The sequence below is a fragment of the Streptomyces sp. RG80 genome (genome assembly GCF_040446465.1).
Classification (GTDB): Bacteria; Actinomycetota; Actinomycetes; order Streptomycetales; family Streptomycetaceae; genus Streptomyces.
In genome coordinates, this window is the sequence record NZ_JBEAAJ010000011.1 from 145,575 (window position 1) to 165,555 (window position 19,981).

The window sequence follows — 19,981 nt, forward strand, 5'->3', positions numbered from 1 at the left end:
GATGCCTCGTCACAAGGCGTCGCCGGCGCCGCGCCGGAGCACGAGCGCCGAGTTCGACCCCATGAGTCCTCTGCTGAGGACCAGTGCCGTGCGCAGTTCGGCCGCGCGGGGGCGGGAGGTCACGAGGTCGAGGTCGTGGCAGGCGTCGAAGACGTTGGGGGTGGGCGGAATCTGACCGTGCTCCAGTGCGAGCACCGCCGCGGCGACGTCCAGGACGGGCGCCGCCGAGTAGCTCCGGCCGAAGCCGGTCTTCGGCGCGGTGACGGGGACGCGTCCGCCGTGTGTGCCCAGGGCGTCCACGATCGCCTGCGCCTCGGCAAGATCCGCCTCCGGTACTCCGAGAGCGTCGGCGAAGACCACGTCGATCTCCTCGGGCGCGCAGTCGGCCTCGGCCAAGGCGCCCAGGATTGCCTGGGCCAGCCCTTGCCGGGACTGCTCCCAGCGGGAGGCGCCCGTGAACGTGGACGCGTGGCCCGCCAGGGTGGCCCGCACGCACGCGCCCCGCCGACGGGCCGAGTCCTCGCTCTCGACGACGAGCATGGCGCCGCCTTCGGCGGGCACGAATCCGCAGGCCGCGGTCGTGAAGGGGCGGTAGGCGCACGCGGGGTCGTCGAGGGTGCTCAGCTCCGCGTAGCCGAGCTGGCAGACCATCGAGTAGGGGGCCAGGGGCGCCTCGGTCGCGCCGGCCACGATCACGTCGGTGCCGCGTCGCACGGCCCGTGCCGCGTGCGCCAGAGCGTCGAGGCCGCCGGCCTCGTCGGCGGCGACCACCCCGCAGGGGCCCTTGAAGCCGCGGCGGATGGAGATCTGACCGGTGCTCGCGGCGTAGAACCAGGCGATGGACTGATACGGCCCGACGAAACGGCTGCCCTTGTCCCACAGCCGCTGCAGCTCCCGCTGCCCGAACTCGCCGCCGCCGGAACCTGCCGCGGTCACCACGCCCACGGAGAACGGCTCGGCGTCCGTCGCGCTGCGGCCGAGGCCGGCGTCGTCGAGCGCTTGGTCGGCCGCGGCCATCGCGAAGTGGGTGAACCGGTCGGTCTGGACGAGGTAGCGCTCCTCGACCAGGGTCGGCGGGTCGAAGCCCCGGACCTCGCCGGCCACCCGCAGCGGCAGGTGCCCGCATCCCTCGCGGGTGATCCGGTCCAGGACGCTGATGCCCTCTTTGGTCGACTTCCAGAAGGTCTCGGTGCTGGTGCCGTTGGGCGCGAGCACGCCGATCCCGGTGATGGCCGCGCTCCGAGGATGTCCGCTCATGTTGTCTTCTCCCTCGGCAGGGTCAGGACCACCGCGGACTGGAAGCCACCGAATCCGCTGCCCACGGAGAGAACGCTGCTCAGCCTTCGCTCGCGGGCGGTGCGCGGGACGTAGTCCAGGTCGCACTCGGGGTCCGGCGTCTCGTAGTTCGCGGTGGGCGGGACGACCTGGTGGGTCAGGGACAGCGCACACGCGACGAGCTCGATCGCTCCGATCGCTCCGAGGGAGTGGCCCACCATGGACTTGATGGAGCTCATGGGCGTGTCGTAGGCGTGCGCGCCCAGAGCCCGTTTGACCGCTGCCGTCTCGTGCCGGTCGTTCTGGAGGGTGCCCGAGCCGTGCGCGTTGACGTAGTCGATCGCCGAACCGTCCAACCGGGCCTGGTCCAGGGCGTGTTCGATGGCCCGGGCCATCTCAAGGCCTTCGCCGGTCAGACCGGTCATGTGGTAGGCGTTGCCGAAGGTGGCGTAGCCGCCGATCTCGCAGTACACGTGTGCGCCGCGGGCCAGCGCGTGTTCCAGCTCCTCCAGGACGAGTACCGCGCCGCCCTCCCCCATGACGAACCCGTTGCGGTCCGCGTCGAAGGGGCGTGAGGCGTGGGCGGGGTCGTCGTTGTTCGGGGAGGTCGCCTTGATCGCGTCGAAGCAGGCCATGGTGATCGGTGAGATCGGCGAGTCCGACGCCCCGGTTATGCAGATGTCGGCCCGGCCCTCCTCGATCGTGTGGAAGGCGTATCCGACCGCGTCCAGGCCCGAGGTGCAGCCGGTGGAGACGGTCTGCACGGGGCCGCGGGCCTCGAAGCGCTCCGCCACCGTCGAGGCGAGGGTGCTCGGCGAGAACGCCCGGTGCAGATGCCGGCCTGCCTCCTGGTGGTCCACGTCCCAGCGTTTGCCTCGCTCGCTGACCAGCACGTAGTCGTGCTCCAGTCGGGTGGTGCCGCCGACCGCCGTGCCCAGTGAGACCCCTACGCGCCACGGGTTCTCCACGGCGAGGTCGAGGCCGGAGTCCCGGACCGCCTCCTCCCCGGCCGCCAGGGCGAACTGGATGTACCGGTCGCACCGGGCGATCTGCTCCGGGTCCAGTCCGTGGGCCGCCGGGTCGAAGTCGCACTCGGCGGCGATCTGCGAACGCAGTCCGGCGGGGTCGAAGAAGGTGATGCCCCGCGTCGCCGTGCGGCCGTGGGACAGCAGGTCCCAGAACGCCGGTACTCCGTCGCCGCCGGGGGCGACGACACCCATGCCGGTGACCGCCACGCGCCTGTTCATGATCGGACCTGAGGTCGCTCGGCCACCCGCCCCACGCCCGTGTGGGTCGGTTCCACCGCGATCGGCACTCCGTTCGCGTCCTCGGTGTCGACGTGTCCGAGCGGCGGGCTCGGGGCGAGCGGGCCGAGGTGGAAGACCATGCGGGCCTCCACCTTTCCGACGTTGCGGAAGCGGTGGCGCATGTGAGCGGGGATCAGCAGCCCTTGCTCGGGCTGCAGCGGGTGGGGTTCACCGTCCAGGTCCACCTCCAGCTGCCCGCAGAGGACGTAGATGAACTCCTCGGAGTACGGGTGGTAGTGCTCGGCGATGCGGTCGCCGGGCTGCACGATGGCCACGCCCATGAAGCCGCTGGTGGAGCCGACGGTGGTGGGGGTGAGCAGGGCGCGCAGGTCACCGCCGCGCCGGGTGTTGGGCTCGACCTCGCTCAGGTCCACGATTCCAGGAAGTTTGATCACGACGTTCCTCCGAACATGTGTTACTTCGGCATGGCGCGTGGCCGTCACGGCCCGGATGCCGGCGGGGCGAATCAGGCGTCGGGCGCCCGGCGGTCGGTGACGAGTGCCATGCGGGGCACGTTGAGGTGGCCGGCGAGGACGCCGTCCCTCAGCTCCGGGCCGGCCCCTTCGAGGGCTTCCGCGTCCAGGAGTTCCATGAGCTCGTTCGCCTGGCCACGGTCCGGGAGACCGAGTACGGCAACGTTGTCGAGCCCGCCGCGCACCTCCACCAGGCGCACCACGACGTCGTCGCGCTGGAAGATCGTGCTGCGCAACAGCGGCGTGCGCGGATCGTCCAGTGCCGCCTCGTCCTGACGGGCGAGCAGCTCGGCCAGGCGCAGACCGCGCCCTTCACGGGCCGGGTAGTACAGCGCCTGCCGCACGGCATCCGGACTGTCCTGGCCCACCGTCACATGGTGGACGGCGGGCAGCGCCGCGCGGGTGAAGAAGAGCCGGGCGGACTCGGGGTCGTCGAGGTCCCTGTCCTGCTCCAGATAGGGGTTGATGGCTTCCTCGACGGCTCGTACCTCGGGCTGCCTGGCGACGTGGCGCAGCGCGGCGAGCAGGTCGCCCCGCACCTCGATGGCCCGGACCACCCGGTTGCCGTGCATGAACAGGGAGGTGCGGCACAGCTGGGTGGTGTCGTCGACCTTCGGCTGCGGTGAGGCGTACCCGGCGAGGATCTCGGCCACGGTCTTCTCGCTGCCCGGCTTGACCGTGAAGGTGAGCGCGTGCCGGATCAGCCCGTCCCCGATTCTCGGTGACGTCTGAAGCCGACGGGCGCCGGGCTCGCTGTGCGCCACCGGGCCACCGGTCTCGCGCACGATGTGGAAGCGCAGTGACCGGGTGTCCCGGACACAGCTGTGCAGGGGCTCCACCATCCGTACGTGTTCCTCACTGTTCACCCAGGTGAGGAACGGCGGGGCACTTTCCCATTCGCTGGTGATGAGCCATTGCGAGGGATTCTCGATGGACTGGCACAGCTGGTCGCTGACATGTCCGGGGACGGACGCGACCTGGTTGCACAGCTGCTCGTACGCCTCCAGGAACTGCTGCTGGGCGCCGTCGTAGACGTCCACCAGCAGGACGACACGCAGCGGGGAACCGTCGAACACGGACTGAGAGACGCGTTGCGACGCCTCTCGCATGAGGGATTCCGAAACACGTTCGGACGTGGTGGTCATCCTGCGCACATCTCCTTGGCGGGAAGGAACCGGACGGGCTCGGTCACGTCGATATGCCTCCGACGTGCCTCGATCCTGAGCCCGCTCCCGCGAGCGCGCGACTCGTATGCGACTGGGCGGACGACCTTCGGGCCGCACGGACGGGCCCGACTCAGGCCAGGTGGGCGAAGACCACCAGGTTGTCCGTGTAGTCCCTGACCGTACGGTCGTAGTCACCCGCACAGGTGATGAGCCGGACCTGTGCCTGGGCCGTGTCGGCGTAGACACGTCGGCTGGGGAAGTTCTCCTTGTCGAACGTCTCCACGGCATCGACCACGAAGGACGCCGTGCGCCCGTCGGCCCGTCTGACCTGGAAGGTGTCACCCTTCTCCAGCTCTCCGAGGTCCGCGAAGACGGCCGCCGAGGTCGCCGTGTCGACGTGCCCGGCGATGATCGACGTGCCCGTCTCCCCCGGCGAGGCGCCCTTGGCATGCCAACCGACGAGGTTGGTGTCGTCGGCCGGGGGCGGCTCGAGCTGTCCGTTGCGGCCGATGGCGAGTTCCGTGAAGGGGGCGTCGACGGAGATCTTCGGAATGAGCAGGCGTACGGGTCTGGCTCGCGGCAGGTGTTTCCCCACGGTCTGTCCGGCCGGCGGTGCGGCCGCGGCGGCGGTGTGAGGGGCCTGCGAGGGGCGGGAGGTGGCGGACGGCTCGGTGTCGTTGCCGCCGAACAGGACCATGGCCAGGACCAGGGCCGCTGCCGCAGCAACCACCAGCACTTTGGTGCGGAGCTGGTTGTCTGCGGGGGAAGGGGGACTGACTGCCATCGGACGCTACCTCACCAGGGCACGGCGGAAGTTCGGACTAGGGGTGGGTACGGGGCAAACCGGCCGGGCCGACACGCGGCGCGCGCGTGACGGCCCGCGCGGCTATGTCATCCGGCATGGGTCAGGCCACACTTTCGGCGGTCTTCTTGCGGCGCGCCGCGTACAGACCAGTACCGAGTGCGGCCAGTACGGCCAGCCCGCCCGCGGTCACGGCCGGCGAGGCCAACGCGCCGCCTCCGGTGTGCATTCCGCCGCTGGGCTTCTCCTCACGGCCGCTCCACCCGTCGCCGTCCTGCTTCCCGCTCCAGGAGTCGTCCTCCTGCTTGCCGCTCCAGGAGCCCTCCTCCTGCCTCCCGCTGCCGGAGTCCTTGCCGTGCTCCTTGTCCTTGTACGTCTCCGGGTCGTACTTGGGGTCCTTCGCGGTGTCCGAACCGTCCACGGTGACCGTGGTCAGGGCCCCACCACCGGTGTGCATGCCACCGCGCGGCGAGTCGTGGCCCTGGTCCTTGCCATGGTCCTTGTCGTGGTCCTTGCCGTGGTCCTTGCTGTAGGAGGAGTCCGTGTGGTCCTCCCAGTCGTTCCCGGCCGCATGAGCGCCGGGTGCGCCGAGAACGAGGACGGTCGAAGCCGCCGCGGTGGCAAGGAGCATGCGAGCAGAGTGCATCTGACGTTCCTTCCGCCGAGGAGCAGGAAGCTGCCAGTTCGTCAGCTGAGGTGACCCGCCCTCGACGTGATCCACCGTCAGCGCGCAGAGTGCCTCACACCACTCGGGACGATCACTTGGGTGAACCCGTCCGAACCCCGGCGGGAGCGCGAGGTGACGACCCCATGACGCGGCCGGCCGTCCTCGATCGAGGGGCGGCCGGCCGTATCTCCCAAGGTCAGACCGCTGCCAGCAGCGTCCTCAGGGCATGGCGCAATGCCGACTCGGCGTCAGGTTCCGGCGCTGCGGCCCGCCATGCCACGAACCCGTCGGGCCGGACGAGTACGGCGCCTGCGGGTGATGTCCCATGAGCGGCCGCCCAGTCCGTCTCGCCCTCGGGGGTCAGCTCGGCCTCGGGAGTGCTGCCCACCCGGTACGAGGTCAGGGGGACGGACATCGACTCGGCGAGCCGGACGGCCGCCTCGTGCCAGCCACTTGGGTGATCGGCGTCGCTGAGCAGGACGAACGACCGTTCGTAGAGATCCAGCGTGGAGATCCGCTCGCCTCGGTGACGTACCGCCAAGTGGGGTGCCCTACTGCCGGGTTCCCCGGACAGCTCGAAGCGTTCCGGTACGACCGGGGCCTCGGGGTCGGTTCCGATGACGGCGCCCCGTGGATAGCGGTAGCCGAGGACCACGTTGAGGATGCCGCGCTGCGGGCCACCTCCACCGCCACCTGCGCCGCCACCGCCCATGCCGGGCGGCGGAGCGAAGCCGGGGTGGCTGTGCTCCACGGACCGTGCGGCGGCGCGGGCGCTGGTCGCCTCGGCCACCGGGCGCCGCTCGGCGTCGTAGGTGTCCAGCAGCTCCTCCCCCGCCCACCCGCCGAGCACCGCGGCCAGTTTCCACGCGAGGTTGTGCGCGTCCTGGATACCGGTGTTCGAGCCGAAGGCGCCGGTGGGGGACATTTCGTGGGCCGAGTCGCCGGCCAGGAAGACCCGCCCCGACCGGTAGCTGCGGGCGACCCGCTGGGCGGCGTTCCAGGGAGCCTTGCCGGTGATCTGGACGTCGAGGTCGGCCACTCCGACGGCGCGCCGGATGTGCTCGACACACCGCTCGTCGGTGAACTCCTCCAGGGTCTCGCCGTGTTCGGGATGCCAGGGAGCGTGGAAGACCCAGTTCTCGCGGTTGTCCACGGGCAGGAGCGCGCCGTCGGCTTCCGGGTTGGTCAGGTAGCAGACGATGAAGTGGCGGTCGCCCACGACGTCGGCGAGGCGGCGGGACCGGAAGGTGATGCTGACGTTGCTGAACAGGTCGCCAGGGCCGCTGTGGTCGATGCCGAGTTGCTCGCGAACGGGGCTGCGGGGGCCGTCCGCGGCGACGAGGTAGTCCGCCCGGATGGTGGTGTGCTCGCCGGTCTCCCGGCTCTTGACCACGGCGGTGACGCCGGAGGCGTCGGTGTCGAACGACAGCAGTTCGGTGTTGTACCGCAGATCGCCACCGAGCCGCTCGGCGTGTTCGAACAACACCGGCTCCAGGTCGTTCTGGCTGCACAGACACCATGAGCTGGGGCTGAAGCGGGCCAGTGCGCCGCCCGCGTCGATCTCCTTGAACAGCCACTCGCCCTCGTCACCCACCAGGGTGGGCGTCTGGAGGATCCCGTGGTTGTCGTCGAGTGTGGCGGCGGCCTCCCGGATCCCCGGCTCGACTCCGGCGGTCCGGAACAGTTCCATCGTGCGGACGTTGTTCCCGCGCCCACGAGGGTGGATGGAGGTTCCGGCGTGCCGCTCCACCAGCGTGTGCCGTACGCCCAACCGGCTCAGGAACAGCGAGGTCGACAGGCCGACGAGCGATCCGCCGACGATGAGGACAGGGACTTGATGGGTCGTGTGGTCGGTGTCGTGGTCTCTTGGTGCCATGGCCCGCCTCCAGCTCGTTGTGTCTACCGACCCGGCCGGATACGGCAGCGAACCTCATGCATGCCCCTCGACATCAGCGCGGGCCCAAGCTTCACCCGCTCAACTCGCCGGGTTCGCCGAGTCAGCGGACACGCGATGTACGACGCCGTCGACCGCGACTGGATCAGCGGGCGATCGAGATCGCGAAGGGTGCGAATCCGCTGGAGCGGATCACGTGCGGGACGAACAGGACGGCGGCCTCCGTGGCGCGGGCGGTCTGGATCCCGCCGAGATCAGTGATCCACTCCTTGCGCCAGCCGAGGTCGACGAGCAGCTCACGGACGGTCTGCTTGGCCTGTGGGTCGTCGCCGGAGAGGAAGGCGTCGGGCGCCTGGGTGAGTGTGGCCGGCGCGGTCATGACCGGGAAGAGCATGGTGTTGAGTGTCTTGACGACGTGCGTTTCGGGGAGGGCTTCCTGGAGTTGCTCGGCGAGGCTGGAGCCGGGGTGGATCAGGTCGGCGGGCAGTCCGTCCGGTCCGTCGACGGTGGCGTTGGAGACGTCGACGAGGATCTTGTCGCGCAGTTCCTCGCGCAGGGCGACGAGCCCGTCCAGCGAGCCGGCGCCCGGGGTGGCGTTGATGACGATCCGGGCTGCCCGAGCAGCGTCGGCGGCGGCGCCCGGCGTGCGGTCCGCCACGGTCACCTCATGCCCTGCCCGGGTGAGGGCTGCGGCGAGGTTGCCGCCGACGCGGCCGTTTCCGAGAACTGCGATCGTGGTCATGGTGATCCGGTCCTTTCCTGGGTGCGGGTCGTGGTGTGCGGTCAGCGTGAGAGGGTGGCGACGGCCTCGGCGTGGACGCCGTGTGCTGCGGCCAGGAAGCTCTCGCTCTGCGGGGTCCAGGGGCGGCCCTCGGCGTCGGAGATCCGTCCGCCGGCCTCGGTGACGAGCAGCGCCCCGGGCAGCAGGTCCGCGCGGGCGCCGGCGAACTGCCAGAAGGCGTCGATCCGGCCGGCGGCCACGTTCGCCAGGTGCAGGGTCGCGGGCACGGCGGTGCGGACGACGAGCGCGTCGAAGAGCATCGCGGTGATCGAGGAGCCGACGCGCCGCACGACCTTCTCGTCCTCGTCCGGCCGGGCCTGGCTGGTGGCCACGATGCTCAGGCCGAGGTCCTCGGTCCCTGAGACGCGCAGCGGCCGGCCGTCGAGGTGGGCGCCCGCGCCGGTTCGCGCGGTGTAGGTCTCGCCGGTCAACGGCAGATGGACCGCGGTGAGCACCGGCTGGTTCTCCCGTACGAGGGTGGCGGTCACCGCCCACTCCGGCAGGGCGTGCAGATGGTTGACGTTGCCTTCGGCCGGATCCACGACCCACCATTCGCCGGGCGGCAGCTCCCCGCCGTCCAGCTCGTCCTCCACCCAGCCCGCGTCCGGGCGCAGGCTCGTGAGACGGGGGCGCAGGATGTCGAGGGCCGCGTCGTCGTTGGAGGCGAGCGCACGCATCAGCTCGTCGCGGGTCTGGTGGCGGACCACCTCCCCGAAGCGCTCGCGCAGCGCCGAACCGGCCGCGCGTACGGCGATCGCGGTCTGGTCGAGGAAGCCGGCGTCAAAGGCGGCGACGTCGGTGGTCTGAAGCGTTTCGGGCATGGCGGTAACTCCCGTGTGAGTAAGGGGTGTTGAAGAGGCCCGACGGGCCGGCTGTGCGCTCCGTCCTGGGCTCTTCTCGAAGGTATAGAGCCCTTTGATTAACTTCAAATGCATGTAAAGCACGGCTAGGATTACTCACATGCAATTGGATTTGAACCTGCTCGCCGCGCTCGACGCGCTGCTGGAGGAGGGGAGCGTGGCCGGGGCAGCCGCGCGCCTGCACGTCACCGCCCCCGCGATGAGCCGGAGCCTGGGCCGAATCCGGCGTACCACCGGGGATCAGATCCTGGTGCGCACCGGTCGCACGATGACCCCGACGCCGTATGCGATCGCCGTCCGCGAACAGGTGCACGAGCTGTTGCAGCAGGTCCAGGGGGTGCTGGCGCCGAGCCGGGAACTCGATCTGGCAACGCTGGAGCGCACTTTCACCCTCCGCTGGCACGATTCCCTGGTCGCCCTGAGCGGCCCCGCACTGCTCACGGCTGTGCGCGAGGAGGCGCCGGGCGTGCGCTTGCGCTTCGTCGCGGAATCGAGCACCGACACCCCCGAGCTGCGGCGCGGCGAGGTCGACCTGGAGGCGAACGCCAACCGCCCGAGCGCACCGGAGATCCGTGCCGAGAACGTGGGCGAGACCCGTCTCGTCATCGTCGTGCGGCAGGGGCACCCCCTCACTCGCACCAGGACCGTCACCGCGGAGCGGTACGCCGCCGCCGAGCACGTCGCCGTCTCGCGCCGTGGAAACCTCAGCAACGCCCTCGACGACGTCCTCGCCCAGCACGGCCTCACCCGCCGCGTGGTGGCGACCGCGCCCACGGAAGCGGCCGCGCTGGAGTTCGCGCGCGGCTCCGATCTCCTGGTCAGCGTCCCCGAGGCCACCACGCGGTCAGCGGTCGCCGACCTCGGCCTGGTCGTGCTCCCCCTCCCGTTCGAACTCCCGGCGGCACCGATCTACCTGTCGTGGCATCAGCGCTACGACACCGACCACGCCCACACCTGGCTGCGCGGGCTCGCACGAACCGCGCTGGCCACGCACGCGGCGTCAGCGTCGTAGGTGGCGCCGTCCGGTCGCTGTCACAGCAGGCCCGGCCGCTGCCACTCGGCGCCGAGGACGTGGTGGTCGAGGAAGTTGAGAAAGGTCTCGTACCACAGGCGCGCGTGGTTCGGCTTGAGGATCCAGTGGTTCTCGTCGGGAAAGTAGAGGTACTTCGCGGGGACTTCGTGCCGCTGGAGTTCCTGGAAGAGCGTGGCGCCCTGTCCGACGGGCACGCGGTAGTCCTTCGCGCCGTGGATGACCAGCATCGGGGTGCGGATCTTGGCGACGTCCAGGTGCGGCGAGTCGGCCTCGTACCGCTCGGGGCGGGTCAGGGGGTCGCCGAAGATCCGCTGGAAGTACCAGGGCACGTCGGTGTCGCCCTGGAACATCCGCAGGTCCCACAGGCCCGCATGGCTGACGATCGCCCTGAACCGGTCCGTGCTGGTGGCGACCCGGTTCGCCATGTATCCGCCGTAGGAGCCGCCCGCGAGCGCCGTACGTGAGGCATCGATGTCGTCCCGGGCCTCGGTCGCGTCGGTCAGGGCGATCACATCCGTGTAGGGGCGCCCGCCCCACTGCCCCCAGCCGCGCCGGTGGTTGAGCTGTCCGTAGCCGGTCGACAGGGCCGGGTCCGGCAGCAGCACCGCATAGCCGCGCGCGGCGAACGGCCACGGGTTCCACCGCCAGGTCCAGCCGTTCCAGCTGAACTGCGGTCCGCCGTGGACGGCGACGAGCAGCGGCGCGGGCCGCTCGGCGGACGCGCCCTCGGGCAGCACGAGCCAGCCGCGCAGCACGAACCCGTCGTCCGCCTCCGCGCGCACCTCGGTGAGCGTGCCGGGCAGCTCCCCGACGCCACCCGGGGCGGGCAGTTCGACCGGGGTCTGGTCGGCGACGTCGGCGTCGATCCGGACGGGCGTCGGCGGCGCGTCGACCGCGTGGCGCAGGGCGTAGAGCGTCCGCCCGTCGGGGGCCACGGTCAGCGAGCCGTACGCGCCCGACGCGGTGAGCCGCGTGACGCCGCCGTCGGGGGCACGCCGGAAGACGGGCGCGTGTCCTTGCTCGTCGGACGTGAAGAAGAGCGTGTCGTCGACCGGTGAACAAGCCACCCCACCGGGCCAGTTGTCGAACCCGGGCAGCAGGTCCCGCACCGCGCCGTCCGTCAGGTCGATCCGGACGAGAGTCGCGTCCCAGGGTTCGTCGTACGTCGGGAAGCGCATCCGGGAGCACACTACGGCCGAGCCGTCGTGCGTGAACCGCGGCGCCTCGTAAAGGTGCTCCAGATCGCCGACGACCCGGATCTCCTCACCGCTCACCGCGTCGGCCACCACCACGGCGGTGCGGTGCTCGTCCGGGACCCGCCCGGGCACGAACCGGCGGTACGCGACCCGTGTGCCGTCCGGCGACAGCGCCGCGTCCCCCGGATCCTCCAGGCCGACTCCCTGCCCACCGGCGTCGACCGGCTCCGCGTCGGCACCGGCACGCACGAAGGTGTGCGGCTCCGCGGGGCCGAGGTCGTGGTCCCAGGCGCGGGTCGGTCCGGCCTCGTACAGGATCGCGGTGACCTTCGCGTCCTTGCGTGCCGTACGCAGCTTGCCGTGCGCCTCGGCGTCGGCGGCGCCCGGCAGCAGCCCCGCGGTGTGGCAGAGCGCGCCCGAGTCCCGGGCGACGGTGACCGCGGCGATCCCGCCCGGGTGCCGGGCCACCACCGCGGCCTCGCCGCGCGAGGGCAGCGCCCACAGCGCGGCGCCCTCGTCCTCGTCGCTGTCCCCTGCCGAGTCGGCGCGGCCGGACAGGAAGTACAGCGTCCCGTCCGGACCGAAGACTGGCCCCGACTCGCCCTTGTCGGACCGGGTCAGCCGCAGCGCGTCGCGCTCCCCCGCCGGGTCGATCTCCCACAGCCCGGACACGAACCGCGTCCCGTCCCCGGACAACGACTGCACGGCGGCGACGAGTCGCGTGCCGTCGGCGGACAGGGCAAGTGAGTTGACGCGGGGGCGGGCGACGAAGGCGGACAGGTCACGGAAGGTGGAGGGGCCACCGGAGGACTCGGTCATGCAGGCGATTGTCGCCTCCCGCACGACGCGACGGCCAGGGCGTCCGGCCCCGACGCAAGGATCCCGCCCGATGTCCGCGGGGCACCCTTCCATCGGGGGAACCCCGTCGCCCGGCGCCCCTGACCTGGGGGCGACGTGCTGGCCATGACCCTCACCGGCCGCGCCGCCGACTCCCCGGCCGGCGGCGCGCCCTGCACCGGTTCACCACGCCGTATGCGCACCGTGATCGCGATGGTCGCCGGGGCCCGCCGCGCCGGCGAGAACTACTTCGCGAGGAAGGCCAGCAGCGCCGCGTTGACCTCCTCCGCGTGCGTCCACAGCAGCCCGTGCGGGGCGCCCTCGATCTCGACGTACTCGGCGGAGGGCAGCAGCGCGTGGAACGGCCGGCCGGTCGCGTCGATCGGCAGGATGCGGTCACCGGTGCCGTGCACGATCAGCGACGGTACGTCGACCTTGGCCACGTCGGCCCGGAAGTCGGTGATCCAGGTCGGCACGCAGGCCACCGAGGCGTGCGCCGAAGAACCCGCGGCCACGTTCCAGCTGTTGCGCAGGGCCTCCTCGCTGATCCGGCTGCCCAGCGTCTCGTCCAGGTTGTAGAAGTCCTGGTAGAAGGCGCTGAAATAGGCGTACCGGTCCTTGGTGACCGCCGCCGAGATCCCGTCGAAGACCTCCTGGGGTACGCCGGTCGGGTTGTCGTCGGTCTTGAGCAGGAAGGGCTCGAGGGAGGCCAGGAAGGCCGCCTTGGCGATCCGGCCCGAGCCGTAGGTGCCCAGGTAGCGGCCCACTTCGCCGGTACCCATGGAGAAGCCGACCAGGACCGCGTCGGTCAGGTCCAGCTCCTCGACCACCTTGGCGAGGTCGGCGGCGAAGGTGTCGTAGTCGTAGCCCGTGGTCGGCTGCGAGGACCGGCCGAAGCCGCGGCGGTCGTAGGTGATGACCCGGTGCCCGGCCTCCAGGAGCGCCGGGACCTGGCGCTCCCAGGAGTGGCCGTCGAGCGGGTAGCCGTGGATCAGCACGACGGGCTGTCCGGTGCCGTGGTCCTCGTAGTAGAGCTCGACGGGCGCGCTGTTCTCTTCGCCAACGGTGATGTACGGCATGTCGGTTGGTCCTCCTCGTAGGGAGACTCCAGCTCACCAGGGACTCCCCGCACCCGCCAGGCAGAAGTGCAGGCGGAAGTAGAGAGCGCTTGCTCTAATTGTCGTGATGACCAGTCATGAATCTGCACCCCGGCAGCCCGAAGCTCCCGTCGGCGGCACCGCCTTCGGCGTGATGCTGCGCTCCCTGCGCAGAACCGCCCGGCTGACCCTGGAGGAGCTGTCCGAGGCGTCCGGGGTGAGTGTGCGCGCCCTCGGCGACCTGGAGCGCGGCCGCAGCCGGGGACCGCAGCGCCGTACGGTCGACGCGCTCGCCGCCGCCCTCCGTCTCGACGGCGAGCAGCGCGAGCGCCTCCAGCGGCTGGCCGACGCCGGGCGGGAACGCGGAGGGGCACCGGCAGCGCCGTATCTCCTGCGCACCGTCCCGGACTTCACCGGCCGGGAGCAGGAACTGGCCGACCTGGAGGCCCTCGCCGGCGGGGCCCGGACCCGGGCCGCGGTGCTCTTCGGGCCGGGCGGGCAGGGAAAGACGACACTGGCGGCGGAGGCGGTACGGCGGTTGTCGGGCGCCTTCCCGGACGGCTGCGTCTGCGTCCAGCTGCACGGGATGAGCGACTCCCCGTTGCCCGCCGCCGAGGCGTTGGTCCTCCTGCTCACGGCACTCGGTCACCCACCCGACCGGATCCCGGTCGACCCGGTCGCTCGTGAGGCCGTCTACCGGGCCGCACTCGCCGGCCGGCGGGCGCTGGTCGTCCTCGACGACGCGGCCGACGAGAGTCAGGCCAGGCCGCTGCTGCCGGACGCCGAGGGCAGTTTCGTGCTGGTCACCAGCAGACGGCCGCTGGCCGGACTGGAAGGCGTGCGGCGGATCAGGCTCGGCGGGCTCAGCGGCGGGGAATCGGCACGGCTGCTGGAACGGATCATCGGCACCCCGCGGACCGGCGGACAGCCGGAGGCGATCACCCGGCTGACCCAACTGTGCGGGCACCTCCCGCTGGCCCTGCGGATCGTCGGCAACCGCCTCTCCAGCCGCCCGAGTTGGACCCCGACCCGGCTGGTGGACCAACTCGCCGACGAGGAACGCCGGTTGAATGGCCTGGTCGCGGGCGACCTCGCCGTCCGCAGCGCGCTGGCCCTGTCCTACGGTCAACTCACCGACCCGCACCGCATGTTGTTGCGCCGACTCACCCTGCTGCCCGGCCACGACACCGGCCCGGACCTCGCGGCCGTCCTCTGCGGCGAGGACCCGCTCACCACCGAGGACTCCCTCGACCTGCTGGTCGACCGGGGCCTGTTGGAGGAGACGACACCCCGCCGGTACGCCCTGCACGATCTCGTACGGCTCTTCGCCCGCGAGCGACTGCGGGACGAGGAGGAGGACGCGGACACGGTCAGCATCCGGGTGGCGGACTGGCTGTTGCGGTCGGCTTCGGCGGCGGGCCGCCTGTTCGAGGCGCCGGACTCCGCGCCGGAGCCGTGGCCGGGTGAGCCCGCGCCGTTCATCCCCGCGTCCGCCGCCGAGGCCGAGGAGTGGCTGACCGTCGAACGCGCCCAGTGGGCAGGCGCGTTGCCGGTGCTGTCCGCGGCCGGCCGGCATCGGGAGATCCTCCACACGGCCCGCACGCTGTACTGGTTCTCCGACCGCTGGGACGCCTGGCCGGAGTGGCGGACCCTGTTCTGCCACGGCGTCCGCTCGGCGGCGGCGCTCGGCGACCGGGCGGCCGAGGCCCACCAGCTCAACTGTCTGGCCTGGACGTACTCGGTGACCGACGGCCGCCACCGGGAGGCCGAGGAACACGCCCGCCGCGCGCTGGAGTTGGCCACGGAGGTGGGCGACGTCGGGCAGCAGGCCTGGGCGTCGACGTACATCGCCGGGGCCTGTATGAGCCTTGACCGCCCCGCGGAGGCGGCCGAGGCCGCCGAGCGCGCTGTACGGCTCTTCGCGACCACCGGTGACGAGGCGGGCCGGGCGGTGTCCCGGCGGGTCCTCGGCAGCGCTCTGCGTGAGGCGGGCCGCGCCGAGGAGGCACTGGCCGTCCACCTGGCTCTGCTCGGTACCCGGGCCGGTGACGTGCCCGGGTTCCAGGAGTTCGCCGAGGCCATCGTCCGCCATCAGATAGCCCGCGACCTGCTCGCTCTGGAGCGCTGGCCCGAGGCGGTGCGGGCCTTCCGGGCCGTCATGGCTCCCGTCACCCACGGCGGCACCAGTCGCTTCCAGGCCCGGGCCCTCGCCGGCCTCGCCACGGCCCTGGAGCACTGCGGCGAATCGACCGAGGCCCGCGCCCACCTCACGGAGGCCCACCGGCTGTTCGTCACGGCCGGCGACTCGACCTCCGCCGCAAAGACGGCGGCCGCCCTGGCACGCCTCGCGGGGACATCCGGTGACGACGAGTAGGCCGCCGGTCGGAAGACCGTGTCATCGCGAAGGGATGCGGAACTCGAATTCGGGACGGTCCCACGGCACGGCGGGCGGGGTCGCGAGCACGGTCCCGGTCCGCACCGCGCCGACGCGGTGGTAGAAACCCTCGGCGGGGATGTGCGACACCACCCTGAGGCGGTCGAGCCCGGCGGCACGGGCTTCGGACTGCATGTGCGCGATGAGCAGCCGTCCGATACCCCGTCCTTGCGCTTCGTCGGCGACGAAGAGCAGGTCGAGTTCCGGTGGAGCGAGGACGAGGGAGTAGAACCCGAGGATCCTGCCTCCGTGCTCCTCGGCATCGACGGCCACGAACGTGCGGTGGGCCTCGATGTAGTCGGGACCGACCCGGTAGCCGGCGACTGCCCCTGCGTACTTGCCCTCGTAGGCTCCTGAACCACGCACGAGCCGGGTGAGCCGTTTGGCATCCCGCGCGACGGCTCTACGGATCGTGATCGACCGGCTGCCCGGGGACGTGCGTGAGCTCATCGGGAGAGTATTTCGCACCGGGCAGGGCCGTCGCGCGGCGGGTCGCCACGCTGACGGTGACGCGCCGCATGTGCACCTTCGCGGGCTTCCGGCAGGGGTGGCGCTACCCATGCCGGGCGTGGGCCGTTCTACCCTGTGCCGCCCGCCTCGGACGGCCGACTGGAAGGGGCGGGAGGGCGGTCAGGCGTCGATCTGGTGGAGTGTGTCGTCGACGACGCTTGTCGCCAGCCACTGCTCGACGGCGGTGATGTGAACGGTCGCGGCGGAGACCGCGAGCAGCGCGTCGCGGGCCTCAAGTGCGCGGAGGATCGCCTCGTGATCCTGGTGGGCGCTCTCCAGCGCGTCGCGGGTGCGGCTGCCTCGGACGATGCGTACCCGCTGAGTACGGGTGGAGAGCACTTCGAGGAGCATGGAGAGGACCGGGTTGCCGACGGCTTCGACGATGCGCAGGTGGAAGGCGATGTCGTGGGCGACGAAGTCCTCGACGGTCGCGGCGGAGCGGCACCGGTCGAGGATGTCGCGGAGGTCCTGGAGGTCGTGCGGTTGCAGCATGGCCGCGGCCAGTCCGGTCGCCTGGGGTTCGAGCAGTCGGCGCACCTGGAGCAGTTGCAGGGCGGCACGCCCCTGGGAGACGTCGGCTGCGAAGGACAGTGTCTCGAGGAGGAGGTGGGGCTCCAGGCTCGAGACGTAGGTGCCGTCGCCCTGTCGGCTGACCAGGATCCGCATGGCGGTCAGGGCGCGCACGGCCTCGCGCAGTGAGTTGCGGGACAGGCCCAGCTGTCGGGCGAGGACATCCTCCTTGGGCAGGCGGGAGCCCGGCTCGAGTTCGCCGGCGACGATCATCGCCTTGATCTTGTCCATTGCCTCGTCCGTCAGTGCCACGAGGGTGCCTTTCTGTGGGGGGTGCGTAGCCGGCGCGCTCCGCCCGGTCCTCTTCCGGGCAGAGGGTGGTGGGCGGAGCGCGGAGCTTCGGGGAGCCGGCCGCTAGTCCTGCTTCTCGCCGGAGGCGAAGCGGGAGATGATCAGGGCGACGATGATGATCGCGCCGTTGAGGAACTGGTTCCACAGGGGCGGTACACCGGCCAGTGTCATGACGTTGATGACCAGCTGGAGGGTGAGGACGCCGGTGAGGGCGCCGAAGACGGAGCCCTTGCCGCCGTTGAGGCTGACCCCGCCGATGACGGTCGCGGCGAAGACCTGGAAGATCCAGCCGCTGCCCTGGGTGGCGGAGATGGAGCCGTAGTGCCCGGTGTAGAGGATGCCGGCGAACGCGGCGAGCACGCTGCCGATGATGAGGACGATCCAGACGATGCGGTCGACGCGGATACCGGCCGTGCGGGCGGCCTCGGAGTTGCCGCCGATCGCGTACAGCGCGCGGCCGTGCCGCAGCCAGGCCAGCGCGCTGCCGCCGACCGCGAAGAGGATCGCGCACACCCAGATGGCGGCGGGCACGCCCAGCCAGGACGCCTTGCCCAGGTAGGTGAAGGAGGAGGGCAGTTCGACGATGGACTGGCCCTCGGACAGGGCCACTTGGAGGCCGCGGAGCATGGTCAGGCCGCCGAGCGTGACGATGAAGCCGTTGAGGCGCAGTTTCAGGATGAGGAAGCCGTTGACGGCGCCGATCACCGCGCCGACCAGGAGGCAGAGCGGGACGGCCGTCCATTCGGGAAGCAGTCCGAGGCCCGTGAACCGTCCGCCGGTGGAGGGCAGCACGAGCCATACGGCGATGACCGGAGCCACGCCGATGGTCGACTCCAGGGACAGGTCCATCCGTCCGCAGATGAGGATGAAGGTGGTGGCGAGGACGAGCAGGCTCAGCTCGGTGGACTGCTGGGCGACGCCTATGAGGTTGTCGGCGGTGAGGAAGGCCGGCGAGACGATGAACCCGATCAGCATCAGGACGAGGATGGCGGGGACCAGGGAAAGTTCACGGAAGCGGCCGAGGTCGATCCGGCGGCGGGTGGTGTCCGCGGTGGCCGGGTCCGCCGCGCTCGTCGCGGGCTCGGTGAGATCTGTGGTGGCGGACATGACTACCTTCCGTGCTGGTCGGTGCCGGATACGGCGGAGGCGAGGGGGGTGCCGATGCCCTCCATGGCGGCGACGACGTGTTCGTCCTTCCAACCGGCGTCGAACTCGGCGACCACCTGGCCGTGGAACATGACGACGACCCGGTCGCAGACCTTGAGGTCGTCCAGTTCGTCGGAGACGATCAGTGCGGCCTTGCCGGTGTCGGCGACCTCCCGGATCCTGCCGAGCAGGAACTCCTTGGACTTGACGTCGACTCCGTTGGTGGGCCGGATGGCCACCAGGACATGGGGGTCGGTGGCCAGGGCGCGGGCGACGACGACCTTCTGCTGGTTGCCGCCGGAGAGGGCGGAGACCGCGGTGGCGGCGCCCGGGGTCTTGATGTCGAGGTCCTGGATCATGCGCTGGGCGAAGGCCCTGGTCCGGGCGGGCAGGACCGTGCCGAACGGGCCGAGCTGGTCGGTGACGGTCAGGGTGGCGTTCTCCGCCACGCTGCGGTTGTTGACCAGTCCCTGGAGGTGGCGGTCCTCGGGCACCAGGCCGACCCCGGCGGCGAGGGCGGACGGCACGCTTCCGGTGCGCACGGTCCGGCCGCCGACCGAGATCCTGCCGTCCTTGGCCCGGTGCAGACCGGCGACGGCCTCGCCCACCTGGACATTGCCGCTGGCCGCGGCTCCGGCGAGCCCGATCACCTCGCCCGCGCGGACCGAGAGGGACAGCTCCTCGCAGGCACCGGGAAGTGTCAGGCCGCTGATCTCCAGCAGCTCCGCCGAGTCGGCCCGTGCGGCCGGGGACCTGCTCCCGGCCACGGCCGCGACGGAGGTGGACTCCCCGGTCATGGCCTCCACCAGCGCCTCGTGACCGAGCTCTGCCACGGGCGCGGTGAGGATGTGGGCCGCGTCGCGGTAGACGGTGACCGTGCTGCAGAGGTCGTACACCTCTTGCAGGTGGTGGGAGATGAAGAGGAAGGCGACGCCCTGGTCCTGCAGGTCGCGCAGTTTGTCGAAGAGGCGGCCGATGCCGCGGGCGTCGAGCTTGGCGGTCGGTTCGTCGAGGATGATGAAGCGGGCGCCGAAGGACAGCGCCCGGGCGATCTCGACGAACTGCCGCTGCTCGACGGTGAGGTCCTTCGCGCGAGCGGCGGGGTCGACGGCCACCCCGTACTCGCCGAGCAACTCCTCCGCGCGCAGCCGCAGTTGCTTCCAGCGGATGGGCTGCACGGCACCGGCGCTCTGCCGGTTCAGGAAGAGGTTCTCGGCGACGGTCAGGTCACCGATGATCGTGGAGCGCTGGTAGACACAGGCGACGCGGGAGCGCCAGGCGTCGATGTCGCCGAATGCGGGCGCCGGCTCGTCCGAGAAGCGCAGGGATCCGGTGTCGGGCTGCTGGAGGCCGGTGAGGATGGACACGAGCGTCGACTTGCCGGCGCCGTTGCGGCCGACCAGGGCGTGCGACTCGCCCGCGGCGATGCTGATACGGGCGTCGCGCAGGGCGACGGTCGCGCCGAACCGTTTGCTGATGCCGGTCGCCTCGGCCACCGGGGCCGGATGCCCGGGGCCGGTCGCCGGGGCGGTCGCGGTGTCCGCCATGGTGGATTCCGTCCTTTTGACGTCGGATGCTGGGAGCGGGGAAGGGCGCGGTGGGGACGGAGGCAGGGGCCGGTCCCTCCCCACCGCGGGCTTGA

17 protein-coding genes are annotated in these 19,981 nt (G+C 71.4%); 2 read left to right on the plus strand and 15 right to left on the minus strand.

The annotated features are described in order from the left end of the window. Positions 1-9: 9 nt before the first annotated feature. The 9 genes from ABKA17_RS35370 to ABKA17_RS35410 all read right to left on the minus strand — a co-directional run bounded on the left by ABKA17_RS35370 (position 10) and on the right by ABKA17_RS35410 (position 9,186). A complete protein-coding gene (locus tag ABKA17_RS35370; protein WP_353696437.1) occupies positions 10-1,257 on the minus strand; it encodes a ketosynthase chain-length factor in 1,248 nt (415 codons plus the stop codon). Next, positions 1,254-2,522 carry a beta-ketoacyl-[acyl-carrier-protein] synthase family protein gene (locus ABKA17_RS35375; RefSeq protein ID WP_353696438.1) on the minus strand — a complete coding sequence of 423 codons (1,269 nt, stop codon included), beginning with the start codon at positions 2,520-2,522 and terminating at the stop codon, positions 1,254-1,256. The genes ABKA17_RS35370 and ABKA17_RS35375 overlap by 4 nt, the downstream gene beginning before the upstream one ends. After that, a complete protein-coding gene (locus tag ABKA17_RS35380; protein ID WP_353696637.1) occupies positions 2,519-2,956 on the minus strand; it encodes a cupin domain-containing protein in 438 nt (145 codons plus the stop codon). The genes ABKA17_RS35375 and ABKA17_RS35380 overlap by 4 nt, the downstream gene beginning before the upstream one ends. 92 nt (positions 2,957-3,048) lie before the next feature. Continuing rightward, on the minus strand, positions 3,049-4,200 hold the full coding sequence (locus ABKA17_RS35385) for a SchA/CurD-like domain-containing protein (protein WP_353696439.1): 1,152 nt from the start codon (positions 4,198-4,200) through the stop codon (positions 3,049-3,051). 151 nt (positions 4,201-4,351) lie between these two features. Beyond that, positions 4,352-5,005, minus strand: coding sequence for a class F sortase (locus ABKA17_RS35390; protein WP_353696440.1), 654 nt, complete (start codon positions 5,003-5,005; stop codon positions 4,352-4,354). Between the two features lie 121 nt (positions 5,006-5,126). Further along, on the minus strand, positions 5,127-5,654 hold the full coding sequence (locus tag ABKA17_RS35395; protein ID WP_353696441.1) for a hypothetical protein: 528 nt from the start codon (positions 5,652-5,654) through the stop codon (positions 5,127-5,129). A gap of 232 nt (positions 5,655-5,886) precedes the next feature. Further along, positions 5,887-7,566, minus strand: coding sequence for an FAD-dependent oxidoreductase (locus ABKA17_RS35400; RefSeq protein WP_353696442.1), 1,680 nt, complete (start codon positions 7,564-7,566; stop codon positions 5,887-5,889). Between the two features lie 163 nt (positions 7,567-7,729). After that, positions 7,730-8,326, minus strand: a complete 597-nt coding sequence (locus ABKA17_RS35405; RefSeq protein ID WP_353696443.1) for an NADPH-dependent F420 reductase — start codon at positions 8,324-8,326, stop codon at positions 7,730-7,732. Positions 8,327-8,367: 41 nt separating this feature from the next. Then, positions 8,368-9,186: a 3'(2'),5'-bisphosphate nucleotidase CysQ gene (locus ABKA17_RS35410; RefSeq protein ID WP_353696444.1), complete on the minus strand. Its 819-nt coding sequence runs from the start codon at positions 9,184-9,186 to the stop codon at positions 8,368-8,370. Between the two features lie 139 nt (positions 9,187-9,325). On the opposite strand from ABKA17_RS35410, the gene ABKA17_RS35415 reads away from it, so the two are divergent. Continuing rightward, positions 9,326-10,237: a LysR family transcriptional regulator gene (locus ABKA17_RS35415; RefSeq protein ID WP_353696445.1), complete on the plus strand. Its 912-nt coding sequence runs from the start codon at positions 9,326-9,328 to the stop codon at positions 10,235-10,237. A 20-nt stretch (positions 10,238-10,257) separates the two neighbouring features. Here ABKA17_RS35415 and ABKA17_RS35420 read toward each other — a convergent pair whose 3' ends face one another. Together ABKA17_RS35420 and ABKA17_RS35425 are read right to left on the minus strand one after the other, a co-directional pair. Beyond that, positions 10,258-12,273: a S9 family peptidase gene (locus tag ABKA17_RS35420; protein ID WP_353696446.1), complete on the minus strand. Its 2,016-nt coding sequence runs from the start codon at positions 12,271-12,273 to the stop codon at positions 10,258-10,260. A 263-nt stretch (positions 12,274-12,536) separates the two neighbouring features. Further along, on the minus strand, positions 12,537-13,370 hold the full coding sequence (locus tag ABKA17_RS35425; protein WP_353696447.1) for an alpha/beta fold hydrolase: 834 nt from the start codon (positions 13,368-13,370) through the stop codon (positions 12,537-12,539). A 106-nt stretch (positions 13,371-13,476) separates the two neighbouring features. Here ABKA17_RS35425 and ABKA17_RS35430 point away from each other — a divergent pair, with 106 nt between their 5' ends. Next, complete coding sequence (locus ABKA17_RS35430; RefSeq protein ID WP_353696448.1) at positions 13,477-15,762, plus strand: ATP-binding protein; 2,286 nt, start codon at positions 13,477-13,479, stop codon at positions 15,760-15,762. 21 nt (positions 15,763-15,783) lie between these two features. Here ABKA17_RS35430 and ABKA17_RS35435 read toward each other — a convergent pair whose 3' ends face one another. The 4 genes from ABKA17_RS35435 to ABKA17_RS35450 all read right to left on the minus strand — a co-directional run bounded on the left by ABKA17_RS35435 (position 15,784) and on the right by ABKA17_RS35450 (position 19,886). Continuing rightward, entirely contained in the window at positions 15,784-16,272 is a 489-nt protein-coding gene (locus ABKA17_RS35435) for a GNAT family N-acetyltransferase (protein ID WP_353696449.1), read from the minus strand. Between the two features lie 180 nt (positions 16,273-16,452). Further along, on the minus strand, positions 16,453-17,154 hold the full coding sequence (locus ABKA17_RS35440) for a FadR/GntR family transcriptional regulator (protein ID WP_353696450.1): 702 nt from the start codon (positions 17,152-17,154) through the stop codon (positions 16,453-16,455). Between the two features lie 102 nt (positions 17,155-17,256). After that, the gene (locus ABKA17_RS35445) at positions 17,257-18,300 is read right to left on the minus strand and encodes an ABC transporter permease (protein ID WP_353696451.1); all 1,044 of its coding nucleotides are present in this window, start codon (positions 18,298-18,300) and stop codon (positions 17,257-17,259) included. 2 nt (positions 18,301-18,302) lie between these two features. Then, positions 18,303-19,886: a sugar ABC transporter ATP-binding protein gene (locus ABKA17_RS35450; protein WP_353696452.1), complete on the minus strand. Its 1,584-nt coding sequence runs from the start codon at positions 19,884-19,886 to the stop codon at positions 18,303-18,305. Positions 19,887-19,981: the final 95 nt, after the last annotated feature.

Bases quoted from the DNA above. Each gene is read 5' to 3' on its own strand.
- ABKA17_RS35370 (WP_353696437.1), bottom strand. From the start codon at position 1,257: ATGAGCGGACATCCTCGGAGCGCGGCCATCACCGGGATCGGCGTGCTC.
- ABKA17_RS35375 (WP_353696438.1), bottom strand. From the start codon at position 2,522: ATGAACAGGCGCGTGGCGGTCACCGGCATGGGTGTCGTCGCCCCCGGC.
- ABKA17_RS35385 (WP_353696439.1), bottom strand. From the start codon at position 4,200: ATGACCACCACGTCCGAACGTGTTTCGGAATCCCTCATGCGAGAGGCG.
- ABKA17_RS35390 (WP_353696440.1), bottom strand. From the start codon at position 5,005: ATGGCAGTCAGTCCCCCTTCCCCCGCAGACAACCAGCTCCGCACCAAA.
- ABKA17_RS35395 (WP_353696441.1), bottom strand. From the start codon at position 5,654: ATGCTCCTTGCCACCGCGGCGGCTTCGACCGTCCTCGTTCTCGGCGCA.
- ABKA17_RS35400 (WP_353696442.1), bottom strand. From the start codon at position 7,566: ATGGCACCAAGAGACCACGACACCGACCACACGACCCATCAAGTCCCT.
- ABKA17_RS35405 (WP_353696443.1), bottom strand. From the start codon at position 8,326: ATGACCACGATCGCAGTTCTCGGAAACGGCCGCGTCGGCGGCAACCTC.
- ABKA17_RS35410 (WP_353696444.1), bottom strand. From the start codon at position 9,186: ATGCCCGAAACGCTTCAGACCACCGACGTCGCCGCCTTTGACGCCGGC.
- ABKA17_RS35415 (WP_353696445.1), top strand. From the start codon at position 9,326: ATGCAATTGGATTTGAACCTGCTCGCCGCGCTCGACGCGCTGCTGGAG.
- ABKA17_RS35420 (WP_353696446.1), bottom strand. From the start codon at position 12,273: ATGACCGAGTCCTCCGGTGGCCCCTCCACCTTCCGTGACCTGTCCGCC.
- ABKA17_RS35425 (WP_353696447.1), bottom strand. From the start codon at position 13,370: ATGCCGTACATCACCGTTGGCGAAGAGAACAGCGCGCCCGTCGAGCTC.
- ABKA17_RS35430 (WP_353696448.1), top strand. From the start codon at position 13,477: ATGACCAGTCATGAATCTGCACCCCGGCAGCCCGAAGCTCCCGTCGGC.
- ABKA17_RS35435 (WP_353696449.1), bottom strand. From the start codon at position 16,272: ATGAGCTCACGCACGTCCCCGGGCAGCCGGTCGATCACGATCCGTAGA.
- ABKA17_RS35445 (WP_353696451.1), bottom strand. From the start codon at position 18,300: ATGTCCGCCACCACAGATCTCACCGAGCCCGCGACGAGCGCGGCGGAC.
- ABKA17_RS35450 (WP_353696452.1), bottom strand. From the start codon at position 19,886: ATGGCGGACACCGCGACCGCCCCGGCGACCGGCCCCGGGCATCCGGCC.